At 50.8% G+C, this 15,787-nt stretch carries 17 protein-coding genes, 1 tRNA gene and 1 CRISPR repeat array; of the genes, 4 read left to right on the top strand and 14 right to left on the bottom strand.

Annotation, left to right across the window (positions count from 1 at the left end):
• Nucleotides 1-6: 6 nt before the first annotated feature.
• The 10 genes from Q5911_RS11540 to arcC all read right to left on the bottom strand — a co-directional run bounded on the left by Q5911_RS11540 (nt 7) and on the right by arcC (nt 7,608).
• On the bottom strand, nt 7-546 hold the full coding sequence (locus Q5911_RS11540; protein WP_076776035.1) for an isochorismatase family protein: 540 nt from the start codon (nt 544-546) through the stop codon (nt 7-9).
• Between the two features lie 29 nt (nt 547-575).
• Entirely contained in the window at nt 576-1,328 is a 753-nt protein-coding gene (xth, locus tag Q5911_RS11535) for an exodeoxyribonuclease III (protein WP_303182916.1), read from the bottom strand.
• Between the two features lie 32 nt (nt 1,329-1,360).
• A complete protein-coding gene (gene truA / locus Q5911_RS11530; RefSeq protein ID WP_087174250.1) occupies nt 1,361-2,095 on the bottom strand; it encodes a tRNA pseudouridine(38-40) synthase TruA in 735 nt (244 codons plus the stop codon).
• A gap of 130 nt (nt 2,096-2,225) precedes the next feature.
• Nucleotides 2,226-3,476, bottom strand: coding sequence for a threonine/serine ThrE exporter family protein (locus Q5911_RS11525; RefSeq protein WP_331592489.1), 1,251 nt, complete (start codon nt 3,474-3,476; stop codon nt 2,226-2,228).
• Complete coding sequence (nrdR, locus tag Q5911_RS11520) at nt 3,469-3,930, bottom strand: transcriptional regulator NrdR (protein ID WP_087174248.1); 462 nt, start codon at nt 3,928-3,930, stop codon at nt 3,469-3,471. The genes Q5911_RS11525 and nrdR overlap by 8 nt, the downstream gene beginning before the upstream one ends.
• A 69-nt stretch (nt 3,931-3,999) precedes the next feature.
• Nucleotides 4,000-4,254 carry a PRC-barrel domain-containing protein gene (locus Q5911_RS11515; protein WP_087174247.1) on the bottom strand — a complete coding sequence of 85 codons (255 nt, stop codon included), beginning with the start codon at nt 4,252-4,254 and terminating at the stop codon, nt 4,000-4,002.
• Between the two features lie 86 nt (nt 4,255-4,340).
• Nucleotides 4,341-5,558 (bottom strand): ABC transporter permease, encoded by a 1,218-nt coding sequence (locus tag Q5911_RS11510; protein WP_303182912.1) that lies wholly within the window; start codon nt 5,556-5,558, stop codon nt 4,341-4,343.
• Nucleotides 5,559-6,332: an ABC transporter ATP-binding protein gene (locus Q5911_RS11505; protein ID WP_303182910.1), complete on the bottom strand. Its 774-nt coding sequence runs from the start codon at nt 6,330-6,332 to the stop codon at nt 5,559-5,561. It lies immediately after the preceding gene.
• Nucleotides 6,333-6,492: 160 nt separating this feature from the next.
• On the bottom strand, nt 6,493-6,645 hold the full coding sequence (locus Q5911_RS11500) for a hypothetical protein (protein ID WP_303182908.1): 153 nt from the start codon (nt 6,643-6,645) through the stop codon (nt 6,493-6,495).
• A gap of 33 nt (nt 6,646-6,678) precedes the next feature.
• Complete coding sequence (gene arcC / locus Q5911_RS11495; protein ID WP_303182906.1) at nt 6,679-7,608, bottom strand: carbamate kinase; 930 nt, start codon at nt 7,606-7,608, stop codon at nt 6,679-6,681.
• 209 nt (nt 7,609-7,817) lie between these two features.
• Between arcC and Q5911_RS11490 the strand changes: the two genes are divergently transcribed.
• Nucleotides 7,818-7,890 (top strand) — tRNA-Ala (locus Q5911_RS11490).
• Between the two features lie 140 nt (nt 7,891-8,030).
• Complete coding sequence (locus Q5911_RS11485) at nt 8,031-8,318, top strand: phage holin family protein (RefSeq protein ID WP_087174241.1); 288 nt, start codon at nt 8,031-8,033, stop codon at nt 8,316-8,318.
• On the opposite strand, the gene Q5911_RS11480 is transcribed toward Q5911_RS11485, so the two are convergent.
• Nucleotides 8,299-9,189: a LysR family transcriptional regulator gene (locus tag Q5911_RS11480; RefSeq protein WP_303182901.1), complete on the bottom strand. Its 891-nt coding sequence runs from the start codon at nt 9,187-9,189 to the stop codon at nt 8,299-8,301. The genes Q5911_RS11485 and Q5911_RS11480 overlap by 20 nt on opposite strands.
• 184 nt (nt 9,190-9,373) lie before the next feature.
• Between Q5911_RS11480 and Q5911_RS11475 the strand changes: the two genes are divergently transcribed.
• Complete coding sequence (locus tag Q5911_RS11475) at nt 9,374-10,060, top strand: YoaK family protein (RefSeq protein WP_303182899.1); 687 nt, start codon at nt 9,374-9,376, stop codon at nt 10,058-10,060.
• A 29-nt stretch (nt 10,061-10,089) separates the two neighbouring features.
• Here the strand turns inward: Q5911_RS11475 and Q5911_RS11470 are convergent, their stop codons facing one another.
• The 3 genes from Q5911_RS11470 to Q5911_RS11460 form a co-directional block, all read right to left on the bottom strand.
• A complete protein-coding gene (locus Q5911_RS11470) occupies nt 10,090-11,634 on the bottom strand; it encodes a TM1812 family CRISPR-associated protein (protein WP_303182897.1) in 1,545 nt (514 codons plus the stop codon).
• Between the two features lie 384 nt (nt 11,635-12,018).
• On the bottom strand, nt 12,019-13,137 hold the full coding sequence (locus tag Q5911_RS11465) for a hypothetical protein (RefSeq protein ID WP_303182896.1): 1,119 nt from the start codon (nt 13,135-13,137) through the stop codon (nt 12,019-12,021).
• A gap of 13 nt (nt 13,138-13,150) precedes the next feature.
• Nucleotides 13,151-13,858: a hypothetical protein gene (locus Q5911_RS11460; protein ID WP_303182893.1), complete on the bottom strand. Its 708-nt coding sequence runs from the start codon at nt 13,856-13,858 to the stop codon at nt 13,151-13,153.
• A 247-nt stretch (nt 13,859-14,105) separates the two neighbouring features.
• On the opposite strand from Q5911_RS11460, the gene Q5911_RS11455 reads away from it, so the two are divergent.
• Entirely contained in the window at nt 14,106-15,146 is a 1,041-nt protein-coding gene (locus Q5911_RS11455; RefSeq protein WP_303182890.1) for a WYL domain-containing protein, read from the top strand.
• A 164-nt stretch (nt 15,147-15,310) separates the two neighbouring features.
• Nucleotides 15,311-15,716: direct repeats of the CRISPR family, unit length 35 nt; unit sequence GTGTCAACGCCCTAAACGGGCTCTCTTCATTTCTA.
• Nucleotides 15,717-15,787: the final 71 nt, after the last annotated feature.

Here is a 15,787-nt window from a genome sequence, read left to right as displayed (position 1 = left end):
TGCTTCTTATTTTACAAGCCTCTGGATCTTCTTGCTCTCGTCTGTCCCGGCTTTTTCAAGCAGCTCAAAGAGCAGGGCCTCGTATGTCGTGAGGATGGCTCCCTCCTGCTGTGCTCTTATGAAAGCTGTTTCGCAGTCTGCTCTTCTGCGGCTGGAGACACAGTCTGTCACAAGAACAGGCACATAGCCTGCCTCCTTCAGATCGATCAATGTCTGCAGCACACAGATGTGGGCTTCCACACCGCACAGGATGATATATTTTTTCTCCTGTATCTGCGGACAGCTTCTGATCACATCCTCAAAGGCACTAAAGCGGATTTTTTCTACGAACTCTTCTGTCCCCGCAGCCCGGGTCAGTTCTTTCACTGTACTTCCCAGCCCCTTTGTGTACTGCTGGGTAAGCACCATGGGAATGCCCAATGTGCGCAGCCCCGCCAGCAGGATAGAAGAATTCTCAGTGAGAGCTTCCTTTCTGTCCATGGCAGGCATCAGTTTCTCCTGGTAATCAATGACAATGGCTGCCGTGTGTTCTCTTTCGATCCTCATAAATGCGCCCTCCCCTTTCTTTTATCCTGTTATTTGAGATCCAGCTCCACCGGACAGTGGTCAGATCCCATCACATCTGTCAGTATTTTCGCATCCTCCAGCCTGTCCTCCAGGCATTTGGACACACAGAAATAGTCAATACGCCACCCTGCATTCTTCTCTCTGGCTTTAAACCGGTAGGACCACCAGGAATAGATCCCTTCCCTGTCAGGGTAGAAATAGCGGAAGGTATCAATGAACCCGGCCTCCAAGAGCTCTGTAAATTTCTGCCTCTCCTCGTCTGTAAAGCCCGCGTTCTTCCTGTTTGTCTTCGGATTTTTCAGGTCAATCTCCCTGTGGGCCACGTTCAGGTCCCCGCAGAAGATCACCGGCTTTTTTTCCTCCAGCTTCTTAAGGTAAGCCAGGAAATCTGCCTCCCACTGCATCCTGTAGGGAAGCCTTGCCAGTTCATTCTGGGAGTTGGGGGTGTACACGGTGACAAAATAAAACTCCGGGTACTCCAGGGTAATGACCCTGCCCTCCTGGTCATGCTCCTCCATGCCGATGCCGCAGGATACAGACAACGGCTCTTCCTTCGTAAACACAGCCGTGCCGGAGTATCCTTTCTTCACAGCATAGTTCCAGTACTGATGATAACCCGGGGTCTCCAGGTCAATCTGTCCCTCCTGCAGCTTGGTCTCCTGGATACAGAAAATATCCGCATCCGCCTCCCTGAAAAAGTCTGTAAACCCCTTCTGCACACAGGCCCGCAGGCCGTTCACATTCCAAGAGATCAATTTCATAGTCTAGTTTCTCCTTGTTATCTATTTGCCATCTAATAATATACTTTTCTCAAAAACAGGCCTCTGGCCGGAGCGAGAAATCCCGCCAGGCTGCGGTCCTCCGCCGCTATGACCACCGGGAGCTTGCTGGCATCCCGCCGGCCTGTCCCGATCTCGATCAGTGTCCCTGTCAGGATGCGGACCATGTGGTAGAGGAAGCCCGACCCGTAGTAGGTGATCCTCACCTTCTCCCCGGAGCGCACGATCTTGATATTGTAGATCCTGCGGACTGTATCGTTGGTTTCTTTGTTGTCCGTAAAGCTGGCAAAATTCTTGACGCCGATGAGATATTTCACAGCATCCCGCATGGCTTCTATATCCAGTTTCTCCGGATAATGGTAGCAGTATCTCCTGGAAAACACATCCGGCTTTTCCCGACAGTCTATATAGTATTCGTATTTCTTCCCCTTGGCGCTTTTTCTCGCATGGAAGTTGTTCTTTACAAGTTCCACTTTTAGAACGCGGATATCTTCCGGAAGATAGCGGTTCAGAGCAGCTTTCAGCTCCGCCGGGTCGTAGAGACCGGACAGCTTCACGCTGGCCACCTGTCCCCTGGCATGGACACCGCTGTCCGTCCTGCCTGAGCCGTCCACCTGCACCCGGTATCCCACGATCCTCCCCAGGCTCCACTCTATGATATACTGTATCGTATTGTCCGTTGTCGCCTGCCGCTGCCATCCCTGATAGCGGCTGCCGTCATAGGCAATGGTCAATTTATAGTTTTTCATACACACACACCCGATCTATCTGTAAATCTGAAAAAAACAAATTTTGCATATCAAAAAAGAAGAAGCTGTATATGCTTCCTCTTTTATCATAGCACTTTCCAATAGGATGCGCAATTTATTTCTCACCGGGCTAGATGATATTTTCTCCCCGGAATCCCTCCCGCTTCACCGCATAGAGGACACACCGGGACACTACATCCACGATCAGGAAGCCCAGAGCGATACCGAGGCACGTCTCCAGAAGCACGCCGGTCTCCTGCCCCGCCATGGCTCTGTCCCCACTCACCCAGCCGTACATCATATAGTAGAGATTAGGTCCGGGGATCAGCGGAAAGGCCGATGCTGTCAGGAATATCGTGGCAGGCGCCTTGTTGACCCTGGCCATAATAAAGGCAAATGCCGCTACAAAGACAGCTCCCGCCATGGTAGCCACGAAGTTGCTGGGCCAGAATGCATATACCAGGCAGTAGATGGCCCAGGTGAAAAAGGCCCCGATTCCGGAGAAGAGCACCTGCTTTCCCTGGATCTTAAACCACATGGCAAATCCCACACAGGCCACCGTGCAGGACGCGAGCTGGATGGGCACGCTGTGGTTCAGCGTGAATCCGTCGTAGGCTCCTTCTCCGAGAAGCTGCATGGCAATGGCGATGCCAAAGGCAATACCTGCCGCTCCCAGGACAGAGTTCATGATATTGATAAGTCCGGAGAGGAAATCTCTCTGCAGGATTTCCCGTATCCCGTTGGTGGTGCTCAGGGCACTGATGAGCAGCATGACGATACCTATCATGATCCTGTCCGGATGGGTCCCGATGCCCAGGAAATCCATGCCGATGATGACCGTCTCTGACAGAAAGGCAAGGATAAGATTGTAGATGAGGAGATTATCCTCCCTCTTCCCAAGCCAGTCACCCACAAACATGATCATCAGGGACACAAGTACTGCCACCACGGCATCTGTCAGCCCGCAGCCGAAGAAGACAGCAAACCCGGTCCCTCCCATGACACCCGCCAGATAGGTGACCCACAGGGGCTGCTGCTTCCGGGCCATGACCTCCAGATACCTCCTGTGCAGCTCCCGGGCATCCGGCGTGTGGGCGCACACATATCTGGCCAGATTATTCATATAATCCAGCCGGTCATAGTTGATGCCTGTGGACTCGATATGCCGGATCTGAGTCAGGATCTCTCCCTCCGGCGTCTCCACCGTGATCTGGATATTGCTGGGTATGACGAACACGTCATAGCGCTTGAATCCGTAGCTCTTACACATCCGGTACATGGTGTCGTCCAGCCTGAAATTTTCCGCCCCGCTGCAGAGCATGGCTTCGCCAATATCGAGTATTCCTTCCAAAATACGCTGATAGTCCATTGTCTTATGCATTTCCCCTGTCCAGTATTTTCTTTATCTCGTCCATAAAGGTGTTTACATCCTTAAATTCCCTGTACACGGATGCGAATCGGACGTAGGCCACCTCATCCAGCCTTTTCAGCTCATCCATGACGATCTCACCGATCGTGCTGCTGGGGATTTCCTTTTCCTCCAGGCTGAATATCTTTGTCTCTACTCTGTCGATACACTTCTGTATCTCAGCCGCGGACACAGGTCTTTTGTAGCACGCCCGCAGGATGCCCGTCTCTATCTTTCCGCGGTTGTACTGTTCTCTGTTGTTGTCCTTCTTTATGATGATCAGCGGGATAGTCTCTACCTTTTCATAGGTGGTAAACCGCTTTCCGCAGACATCGCAGGAGCGCCTTCTGCGGATGGAATTACCGTCATCTGCCGGTCTGGAGTCGATGACTCTTGTGTCCGGATGGTTGCAATATGGGCATTTCATCTTGGTCCTCCGTCCTTTCTTCACATATTAAGACAAGTATATATCCCGCTGGCCGGAATTGTCAATTTATTACTTTTTCCTGTGTCCTTTTTCTTCGTGTACCTCTACCAGGATGATATCCGGACCGATTTTCCGGATACACGCAAAGGGAATGACGTACTCACCGGCATCCCCGAACCAGCCGCACAGGAACCCTCCCCTGGGCACGATCACCGACTCGATACAGCCTGTACATTCATCAAATACCAGGTCTGCCACATAGCCCAGCTTCCGGCAGTCGCAGGCATTGATCACTTCCTTCTGCTGAAAATCACAGAGCCTCATGCTGTCACCTCCCCTTTCATCTTATGCAGACGGAAGGAGGTCCGTGACGGCACGAGGCCCTTTCCACTTTCGCTTTCTGTTCTGTTTTACAGCGCCATGACCTTCTCGTTATTGAAGGCTCTGGCAATGAGCACTGTCAGGATGCCTCCCAGCGCCAGGGTCTCTACAAGGGTGACCAGGTACTGGGATATGGTCAGGTCATGACTCAGGATAGCCTGGAGGGCAATGGCACTGTTATAGAATGGAATATAGTAATCCCATGGGCTTCCGTCTCCCATGCGGAACATCGTCAGGAGCCCCGCTACCAGCACGACCATATACACAGGCATGATATAGCTGCTAGCTTCCTTGGTGGTCTTCGCAAAGACGGAGATCAGCGCCACCACGGCGGAGTACAGGAAGGAGAGCGCCACGAGAAGCAGCCCCAGCATCACGATCTGGTCCGCCTTCAGGCTCAGGTTCAGCGCCTCGTCCATGCCTGTCATGGAGTCCATCATAAAGGGCGTACATACGACCATGCCGGCCACATAGATGATGGAGGAAATGCCTGACACCACCATCAGCGCAAACACCTTTCCAAGCACGATGGCGGACCGTTTCACCGGCGCCACGAGAAGACTGGCCATAGTGCCACGCTCCTTTTCTCCCGCGATCATATCCGTGCCTATCCCCATGGCTCCGGCAAAGAGGAGGATCGTGATAAAGTAGGGGAGCATCATGCCCAGCGCCTGACCGCTGGCCTTCTCATCGTCCTGGATCACCATCTCGTCATTGTCAGAATTGACCGTAAATACCGTGATGGCATCCGGGTTGCCCACCCGCCCTGCCAGCAGGGTCTGGCGGTAGGATTCCAGCATGCCCACGGAGATTTCCTGGTATGCCTGGGACGAATAATTCTCAGAGGGATTGTAGTAGGTCTTGACCTGCGGAACCTGGTCCCCCTCCTGGAATCCGGTAACCAGTTCGTCGAAGTCCGCAGGGAACTCTATGAGCAGGTCCGCCTCCCCGTTCAGGATCTGGTCCTCTGCCTTTGTCCTGTCACTGTCAGAGGCCACGGTCCTGACGTCATACTCCATTCCCGCTGACTCGAGAAAGGCCTCAAAGCTGTCCGGCTCGTTCTGCATCCAGACAATAGGTGTATGCTCTTCTATATCTGACTGCATCTGTCCTGCCAGGCTGTTTATGATCGTGAGCAGGACCACCATGATGATGACCGGGAGAAGGAAGACGGAGAAGACCATCTTTTTATCCCTCAGTATCCTGGACATCTCTTTTCCGAATATCTGTCTGATGCCGTTTAACATTTACAGTTCCCCCTTTCTGGCCGAGTAGAGCTGGAAGAACGCGTCCTCCAAGTCGTTTGTGCATGTCTGTGCGAGCAGCTCATCCAGAGTGCCCTCCGCCACCTTCTGTCCGTCAATGATGATGCCGATACGGTCGCAGAGCTTCTGGGCCTCGGACATGATATGGGTGGAGACAATGACCAGCTTTCCCTCATCCCGCAGCTTCTTCAGATAGTCTGTCACACTCCTCGCAGTGATGATATCCAGCCCGTTGGTGGGCTCGTCAAAGATAACGATATCCGGGTCATGTACAAGGCTGACCGCGATGGCCGCCTTCTGCTTCATGCCAGTGGACAGCTCCCGTATCTTCTTGTGGGCGAACTCACTGATGCCAAAATAGTCAAACAGCTCCTCCCTGCGCCTCCGCAGCACATCCTCCGGCACTCCGTGAAGGCGGCCAAAGAAGCGGAACATATAGTCCGGGTCAAACTGGTCATCCAGCTTGATGTCACTTGTGAGAAACCCGATGCAGTTCCGCACTTCTTCAGGCTCCCTCTGCACCTCGTGCCCATCCACGTAAATCTCTCCGCCGGTAGGCCTGATGATCGTGGAAACACAGCGCAGGGTCGTTGTCTTGCCCGCTCCATTGGGACCTAAAAGTCCATAGATTTCACCTTTTTTCGCTGTCAGGCTCAGGTGGTCCACAGCCGTCTTCTTCGGATTTTTCGTGTGGGACTCAGCCATCTGTTTTTTGTTCAGTCTGTACACCTTGGTCAGGTCTCTGATCTCGATCATAGCCTCTGCTTCCTTTCTCCCCTCATGGGATGGTCTATTTTGTTCTCTCAGACGTCTGTACTATTACTTTAGTACAATAATATATCTCCTCCCGGAAATTTGTCAATACCTTTTGTTTGAAATTTTACACGATCTTGGGTTCCAACCGCCCCGGCCCGTGTCACATCGTCCTGTGAAACCACAGCTTCGCCCCCAGACCTGCCAGGCTGACAAAAAACACAGCTCCGATCAGTGCCGCAAACACGGCCATGCTGAAAAACCCGGCCGTGGTCTCCCACGGCCGGGGCTTTTCTCTTGTATACAGCTTCTGCATTTCCGCCATCCCTGGCCTGCCGACACAGGGCGCCTAGCGGATAATGGTACCGGTCTTTCCTCTGAGTCCGTCCTTCAGCTTATCAAAGGAGGTGATCAGGGCGCTTCTTCCCTCTCTCTTCTCAATGAACTCCACAGATGCCTTGAACTTTGGCAGCATATTGTACACACCGAAGTGGCCCTCCTCCATGTACTGCTTTGCCTCTGCAAGGGAAATTTCTCCCAGCTCGGACTCCTGGAGCGTGTTCATATTGATGCGCACCTTCTCCACGCTCGTCAGGATGATCAGCTCGTCCGCATCGATCTCTTCCGCCATCTTTCCGGCCGTCAGGTCCTTCTCAATGACAGCGCTGGCTCCCTTCAGCCGGTGGTCCTGCTCCATCACAGGGATACCGCCGCCGCCGCAGGCGATGACCACCTGGTCCGCATTGATGAGCGCCTTGATAGCGTCAATCTCCACAATGCCCACCGGATTGGGAGCTGAAACGACACGGCGGAAGCCCTTCCCAGGCTCCTCGATCACATAATTACCCTTCCTGCGCTCCTCGTTCGCCTCCTCGGCTGTCATGTAGCGCCCAAGAACCTTGGTGGGTGTGTAGAAGGCTTCATCGTAAGGATCCACAGTCACCTGTGTCAGTATGGTGCTGACCGTGCGGTAAATCCCCCTGTTCAGGAGCGCCTCCCGGATCGCATTCTGCAGGTCGTATCCGATATACCCCTGGCTCATGGCTGAACACACAGACATAGGAGCCGGTGTATAGTCCTGATGTACTTTGCCGAATTCATTCATAGCCGTGTGGATCATTCCCACCTGGGGGGCATTGCTGTGGGTGATGGCCACCTGATACCCCTCCTCAATAAGGTCAGCAATAGATACTGCCGTCCTCTTCACGGCCTCCTTCTGCTCCGGAAGTGTGATCCCCAGCGCTCTGTGTCCCAATGCAACAACTACTCTTTTTTTCATCGCTCTTTCTCCTTTACGCCTCTATGACTTCTAAGACCTCTGTTTTGTCTGTCTTTTGTAGTAAATATAAAGAAATTATATTATTTTTTCTCAGAAAATGCAATGGATTTTACACACTGATCACGGTCTTTAACTCAGTCTTTAACTCAGAAGGATCCTGCCATAAATTCATCTTGATTTCTTCACCTGAAGTGGTATAATTTCCTTATGGGGCATTAGCGCAGTTGGGAGCGCGCCACATTCGCATTGTGGAGGCCACGGGTTCGAATCCCGTATGCTCCATATCAGACAGGAGCTTCCGGCTGAATGCCGGAAGCTCTTTTTTATCTTCACAGCCCTCCTCACCTCCCGGGCTCCAGCCGCATAGGATAAAGGGACAGCACCACACAGCTGTCAGAAAACGAACCGCGGAGGACAGTCCTATGGAACAGATCGTTCAGTATATCAAGCCAGAGCTGCTCATTGTGGCAGTCATCCTGTATTTCATCGGCGTCTGGCTCAAGCAGGCGCAGACCGTAAACGACAAGTATATCCCTCTCATCCTGGGAGCGCTCGGCATCGCTCTGTGCGCTGTCTGGGTCCTGGCCACCTGCCCCTTCCACACCGGTCCGGAGATAGCAATGGCCGTGTTCACTGCCATTGTCCAGGGCGTGCTGGTGGCAGGCCTTTCCACCTATGTCAACCAGATCATCAAGCAGGCAGGAAAGTAGAGGAGACAAAGTTCCAGAAAGCCCCGGCGGCCTGGGGGAGCATCTGATATCTGCGCTTCACCATGTACAGCCGGGACTCCTTCCTGGGCTCCACGATGGTCTTGTACACGATGCCCTCTCCCCCTGTAAAATACCGGGCTGACCCGGGGCAGATGGCGATCCCCATGCCCCGCTCCACCATGGGCAGCATGGAGGCGGATGAATTATAATAGCAGAGGATTTCCCTTTCCTGGGCAATCTCGTTGAACCAGTGGTTGATCTCCTCCTGGAGGGAGGCCCGGACAGGGACCATCAGCGTCTCACCGCCGAGCCGTTCCAGCCGCACCTCATCCCCCGCCTCCCCGGCCAGAGGATGGTTCCGGCTCATGGCCGCCACCCAGGGCTCGCTCCGGAGGAAAATCTGCTCACACTGCACCATGTAGACCGGCGCCCTCACGATGCCCACATCCGCAAGCCCCCGCTCCAGCTTGTCCCGGACCTCGTCGCTGTTTCCGCACCATATCTGGAAGTGCACCCGGGGATACTCCCTGTGAAAGGCCTCCACCATCTCCGACAGGAGGCCGATGCCGAAGGACTCCACAGCCGCCACGGAGACAAGCCCGTGGACGCTGCTGCCCAGCCGTCCCAGCTGCTCCTGGGTCTTCTCCATGAGCTCGATGATCTCCTCCGCCTGCTGCTTGAGAAACCTTCCCTCCTCAGTCAGCCGTATCTTCTTTTTCCCTCTCAGGAACAAAGTGACTCCCAGCTCCTCCTCCAGGAGCCGGATCTGCCTGCTCAGCGGCGGCTGGGCGATGCACAGCTTTTTCGCCGCCTGGGTGATATTTCCCTCCTGTACTACCGCAAGGAAATACCTCAGTGATTTAATGTCCACACAGCTCTCCTCCTCGCCTCACCGGCGCACATCTTCTGTACAGCGAGCGCCGTTTATCATACTTTTATTATATATTTCATCATATATTATATGTATTTTTATATGTCTTCGCAATATGCTATAATACACAAGGCGGCCGTTTGTGCCCCGATTTTGGATATTTTTGATAAGATGGTGAAGACAAATGGAAAATAAGAAAAAATATGAGACTCCCCTCCACTATATGATGGCATTCGTGGGAGGATTTTTCGGCGTATATACGATCCTGAGCTTCTGTGACCTGTTCGGGAACGCCCAGACTGCCAATATGATCTACTTTATGACTGACCTCCTAGGCCACGATTTTGCGGATGCCTTCCTCCGGCTGGGCGGCGTGCTCCTCTTTATGGCCGCCATCGCCCTGACTGTCTGGCTCCCCCGCCACAGCTCCGTCAATCTTCAGGTGGCCAGCATTTTCCTGGACGGCGCCGCGGCGGTCATAGCCGGACTTTTCCCGGCGGACATCCACCCGGTCCTGGCTCTCTACCCCTTCTTCTTTGCCACTGCCTTCCAGTGGAACAGCTTCAAGGGGGCAAAGGGCTTTGCCAGCTCCACTTTATTTTCCACAAACAATCTGAAGCAGTTCACCATGGCTGTCACGGAGGTCTTCCTGAATAAAGATAAGACCCACACGGTAAAGGCAAAGTTCTTTGGCTGTACTCTGCTCTTCTTCCATGTGGGTGTGGCATGTTCCTTTGCCGCCAGGACGCTCATCGGTCCCAGGAGCATCTTCTGCGCCCTGCTGCCCCTTTGCATCGCCCTGTACACAGTGTGCCTGGCAAATGAGTGGCTTCCTCTGGCTGTGACAGAGGGCGCGGGGGAGAGAGGATAGAGAAGACTTTCCTCTCTCCCTGTGAAAAATCAGCTCAGATCTACAATTTTCCTCCGGGTCTTTTCCGGAACCTGGTCGGCCAGCTTTGTCCAGTCATCTAAAAATTGTCTGATCCTCTCTTCAACATTAACTCTCGTATCTTCATTCCAAGTAGAATCCTTCTCTAATGCTCTCTCCTTCATATAACAGAAAAAGCCGTCCGGATTATGTTTCCCATCTGCAGCATGATTGATCTGGTTTCGAAGATTGCAAATATCTTTATAGTCCTCCCACAGAAGCCCCACCTCTTTTCGATGCTTACTATTCAGTCCAAATTTCAATTTCAGCAATTTCTTTGGATCCCCAAAAAACTTCTGCTTATAATTATAAAAAAAATAGTCCTTGAGCAGATAATGATTCAGATCCTTCATCCGGTATCTTTCTTTCTTAGGCAGCTCCTTGTAAATCTCTTCGCATTTCTCCAAAAATTTCTCCCTGTCTTCATCTATAGTAAGATAATACAAAAGACCTGACCGCACGAATTCGCATGGCATTTTCGCCTCAAGGATCGTCAGCGCCTGCTGAAGGAACTGCTTATCCAGACACCAGAGGATCTGTGCCACATAGCGGTACTTCGACGTGAGCAAGGGTTTATAATCGTCAAATATATCCTCGTAGACCACATCCATCTCAGTGATCGTATCCGGATTTTCAAATTCTTTTTCCAGCTGCTCTATTTTCTGGACGGCACTGTCAAATCCATCGCCGCTGCATCTGCTGATCGCAAGGGATGCTTCCTGGATCGCCTCCACCAGCTTCTTTTCCTTCGTATCGCCGCTGCCGCTTTCCCTGAAGTATTCTTCCAGCTTATCACCCCTGCCATACCGGGCAAATATATCCATGGCCGAAATCAGCTCATAGGTTCGGTACTCTCTGCTGGCATCCCGGATTGTATGGAGCGGCTTTTCTCGTTTCGGCTCAAAATCATTGGCGAAACGGCCCTGAATGATCACATTCTGCCTTCCCAGAAGCTCCGCGATCGCATTCATCTGAGAGACCGCATTTCTGTCGCCTCCCTGCATGTCCATATACAGATGGATCCTTTTCCCGCGCTCTGATCCCCGGATTGCCTTCGCCGCCTCCCAGAAAAACACTGAGTTATCCAAGTCGATCGTGATAATATCCGGAAGACCTTCTTCGTATATGCTCCAGTCGCAGGATGACTCCTTCAGGTTCTCCAGTTCGTCTGCCACTTCAATTCCCACTTCCTCATGTCTGCCCAGATAGTTGCAGATCCGTTTTGCAAAAAGTGATGTGGCGGTTTCCTGTTTCCAGTTCTCCGGTTTTTCCTCACGCACCTTTGAGCTTTCCAGGATCACGATCCGATCCAGCTTTTCCCCTCTGGTAGCCAGCATATACAGCACACATTTTGTATGAGGCTCCATCTGAGACAAACTTTTAAAATATAAGGTCTCTGCGCCGTCCTCTATTTTATATGTATTGATTTTGGGCTGACGCGGCAGAGTACTCATCGCCATAAGCAGCACATTCTCATGCTGTTCTCCCATTGATTTCACTTTTCTCAATTCATCCATACCGGTCCTCCTGATTACTTATCTGTTTTTTTATTGCTTTAATTCCAGCCATGCCTATTCTTCTATGCGGAATATTCCGGCAAAAATGCCCTCAACGGGCTCTCTTTTTTCCACTTCCATTGATTCCGCTTGAACCTGCAACCCCTGTTGAGTGTCAACGCCCTGAACGGGCTCCTTCCATTTCTACAGTCCCCTCCTGAACCCCGCATAAACACTGGCTTCCCAGGCTCATTTTTGCAGGTATTTGCCAGAAAATTCTGACATCAATTGACTTCCGGATATTTTCTGACATGTTTACAATTTGTTCATATTTACAGCCCTTATACCTCTATCTGTATCAATATTATACCTGAACTCTGTTACAAATAAAAGTCTTTCGTTTGATCACCTCCTTTCCTCTCCCCTGACCATGTCAAAATACTGGCCAAAGATAAATTCCTCCTTCACGCTCCGTATAAACTTCCGGTCCGTGATCAGTCTGTATACAGTGACAGCAAATCCGCCTATATCAAGGAGACGGATATCCCTGGTCACGGCTGTCGCCACCAGATTGGATCCCGTTGCAATGGCATCAGAGTACGAAACGATCTTGCGTGTTCTGACTTCGTAGCACTTTGCCTCTCTGCCCTGCAGATTGCCTCCGTACAGTCTGTGGGCTGTCGCTATCAGGAAATTGATCAGAGCCGCACCGGCAGCCTGCTTCCCGACGGCAAGGACATTGGCCATATGTAATCCATAGCTTCCTAATCTCCCGGCCAGCTCGGAATTGAGCACAGGGATTACGGGAAGCGGCAGACTGTTCTTTGTGTACAGATCAGAGTGCAGATGGATGATTTCCTTGGCGAGAGAAGCCGCAACTATAGCTTTCCCCTCATACCTCTCATACAGCGCTTTGTTGATGGTCTTCCCTATTACAAGCTCAGTCCTTGCCTTACTGCGGAAGTAATCCACATTCTGCGCGTTTGTATAGATATGGTAGGACGCAAGGGAGGACGTGGTAAGGGTAGACGTAGCTATGTTCGCCGTCCCGAAAATCAGACCCAGAAGGGGATCATGGCCGATCGCAGTCACGCGGTGTCCCATTTTCCCGCCCCCTTTTAAAGCTCCGTCTGCACCGACCATGGCGTCAAAGGGCACAGGATTTGTTATAATCTCCGCCAGGGAAGGATTATAGAGCCTGTGATGACGGTCGGAATGTTCCTCCAGATGCCCGGGCGTGCGCTTTGCCGCAGTCTTATCATCCATGATCTTCGGAAATCTCGTAAGCAGATACTGGCGCATCACCTGCAGTCCCACCGCGATGAACAGGAACGCAATATCCTCGTCTGTGAGCCTGGTCTTCTCCTTGAACTGCTGGTCCAGATCATCCAGTATTTCTCTCGTATGGATGGCCACGTGATAGAGTTTTCTTGTCTCTTCAAGTCCGCACTTTGCCTCCGCAGCGTCCTGATCCATATCAGCAAGAAGCACTTTTCTTTTTTCCACTAATTCTTCATATCCCATTTTCTTTTCCCCCCTATCTCAATAATATGCCGAGTTCGACTACCTCTGCTTTAGCCCTGGCCATCTCATCCAGCAGCTCCTGGCAAAGCTCCACATACCGCTTCATGTTTCTGTCAGCCTTTTCAGCAACTGCTGTCAGCCGCTGTCTCAGCTCTGCCACCCTTGCCTCGTATTCCTCCCTCGCCTTGCTGTAGGCAGCCTGCTCCGCCTCAAGAAGCTTATGCCTCTTGTATGCGTATACAAGATCCAGAACCGCAAGGGACGCCCCTGGTCCTCCGGTAAAGCGGCTTCCGATACAGCATTTCTTCACCTCGCAGACAGGTATGTCATACTTGTCCGCAACGCGATCTGCCTTCTTGTCCAGCTCGGCCTGAAGAGACTCCTTTTCCCGGGTCAGATGCTCCAGCTGCACGAAAAGTCTTTCTGTTCCGCTGGCAGCCTGCTCCCTGATTTCCCCGAGAAATTTCACCGCGGCATCGTACTCCTTCTCAAGGTACTTGATGGCAGATTTATATTCTTCTGCCGCCTTGGTACAGCCTCTCTTCCTTCCCTCCGTCTCCACATCTGTCAGGACTGTCTCGATCTTCTCGAAGACAGACGGGCCCCTGTCGATTCCTAAAAGGTCAGCAACCGTGTCTGTGACAGACTCCGCGACAACTTCTTTTACGATAGTTCCCAGAATAGAAGTTGGTACCACCTGATCAAATACAAACCATAACATAACTCATTCCTCCTTAAATCTGTTGTTCTTTCCTTGTTTCTAATGTCATTATACAGGAGCAATACGAAACAAAACAGTTGTACATTTAACTTTCTTTTTTGTTACTGTTTTCTCATTTTATTTGATTATTTTCTTTTATTTTGTTACTATATAGGTAACAAATTAAAGGAGCAAACAGACTATGGGATTTGAATTATACTCAGAAGAGCAGCGGGTCCGGATAACCTTAAGCCAGAAAGCCTTTCTTATGATAAATGAAGACATGGAGAGGTTTCACATTTCCAGTCGTTCGACTTTTATGAACACTGTTTTTCACAATTTCTATCCGTCTGCCAGGTCGTCTCCCACACTGTATATGGATGATCAGAAAGCAAAGCTGCAGCATATCGCCTCCACCGATCTCAGCTGTTCTGACAGCCCGGAACACATCAGCAGCCTTGGCAATGACGAAGTCAGGGAAAAGGTTGTAAAGCACTTCCTGCTCTATGAAGAGAAACACCTGCAGGATGACCTGCGCTCTCAGATGAAAACAAAAGGAAGATATGGAGAAACCAGCAGAATTTACCGGATCAATACAGAAAATCTGAGATATCTGCTGAGCGAAGAATGTGAAGAAGCAGAATACTATCAGGACCGTCCCGGGCTCTATCTCAAATGCATCCTTGAAGAATATGCCGCTTTGCCTTATATAAAACGCGAACATATATTTTTCAAAAGCAAATACGATATCGTATCCCAGGCTCTGAGGGAGGAGAAGCTGTTGAAGATCACAACCGGCCGCAAAACCTATAAGGTCTGGCCCTTTTCACTGGAAGCAGACGCTCTATCCACAAGGGAATATCTGACTGGACTTTCTCAGGATATTAAGAGCCCTGATGCTCGAAAATCCTGCGCATCCTTTCGGATTCCTAACGCAAAAGATATTAAGCTTCTCCGTCAGAGCGGGAAGCTTACACAGGCGGAACGAGAGCTTCTCAAAGAAGCCATTTCCAGCAGAACCGTACAGTTTTTATTCGGTGAAGAGGAGGAAATCCATGTTCGATTAACAGAGGAGGGCGTTCACAAATATAATTCTCAGATTTATATGAGACCTGCATATGTCGAAAAGCTGGCTGATAAAAATGAATACGTCTTCCGCTGCACGCTCAGACAGGCTGAATACTATTTTTTCAAATTCGGTAAAGACGCCGAAATCCTCTCTCCTGACCGGCTTCGCCGTCATTTTCAAACATTATACAAAGACGCACTGGCCGTTTACTCTTCTGAAGACGCAGAAGCTTTAACCTGAACGAAGAAAATGGACTCCATATTTACATTACTAAAAAACGAGACATTCCATACTAACGTGTGTGGAGTGTCTCGTTTTTTTGGCATTTCTCCTTTATATGTCCTAAGCGGGCTCCTTCCATTTCTACTCTTGGTTGATCAGTATACACAGAGTCAGGACTTTAGGTGTCAACGCCCTAAACGGGCTCTCTTCATTTCTACCGAGTTTATCATCTAGTGGTGACTCACCAAGTGATGAATGTGTCAACGCCCTAAACGGGCTCTCTTCATTTCTACGCCATTATCATGTATGTTGTGGTAATGAAAAAACAGTTGGTGTCAACGCCCTAAACGGGCTCTCTTCATTTCTACGACGAAAAAAAGATGAAAAAGATGTTTGGTTTGTTTGGTGTCAACGCCCTAAACGGGCTCTCTTCATTTCTACAAATCTTAACAGAGTTTGCCAGCATAAATTATATGTGTGTCAACGCCCTAAACGGGCTCTCTTCATTTCTATGATTATGATAAAAGCATAGAAGCCTTTCGAAAAATGTCCGGTGTCAACGCCCTAAACGGGCTCTCTTCATTTCTACAGTACCCTTCTGAAACCCGCATAAACACTGGCTTCCCAGGCTCATTTTTGCAGGTATTTGCCAGAAAATT

The organism is Lachnoclostridium phocaeense (genome assembly GCF_959599685.1).
In the GTDB taxonomy this organism is placed as follows: Bacteria; Bacillota; Clostridia; order Lachnospirales; family Lachnospiraceae; genus Claveliimonas; species Claveliimonas monacensis.
This window is presented reverse-complemented; position numbering and strand designations above follow the sequence as displayed.